We start from the raw sequence: 465 nt of genomic DNA, 5'->3' as shown, positions 1-465 counted from the left end.
ACTTGGAAAGTCGGGCTACAAGCCACAATACAGGCAAATTCATTACCACCAATTCGCGCTAATACATCAACCCGTTGAATGCTGTTACTTAAACGTTCTGCCACGAGCTGCAGCAATCGATCAGACGCTTCGTAACCAAAGCTATTATTCACATGCTTGAAGCGATCAATATCCAAGACAACCAAAGCGAAAGGTAAATCATCGGTTTGATAGCGCACTAAAGCGCGATGTAATTGATTCTGAAATTGCGTTCGATTGGCCAAACGGGTTAGAGAATCATAATTCAGTAAGTAATCGAGTTTCTCATCAACCTCTTTATGATCGCTCATGTTACTGATCAAGCCGGCATAGTATTTAATGCCTCCACGTTCATCTCGAATAACGTTGATCTGAGTCCATTGTGAAAAATAATCCCCGTGACGGCGGCGCTCCAATAACTCACCTTGCCACTGCCCCTTCTCATGC

General features: G+C 43.9%; 1 protein-coding gene. It reads right to left on the bottom strand.

The genetic code is table 11. The annotated features are described in order from the left end of the window. A partial coding sequence (locus A3738_RS01165; RefSeq protein ID WP_156503867.1) for a GGDEF domain-containing protein occupies window positions 1-465 on the bottom strand: 465 nt, incomplete at both ends.

Source organism: Oleiphilus sp. HI0066 (assembly GCF_001635725.1).
Note: the sequence above shows the minus strand (reverse complement) of the source record. Positions and strands in the feature narration are given on the sequence as shown.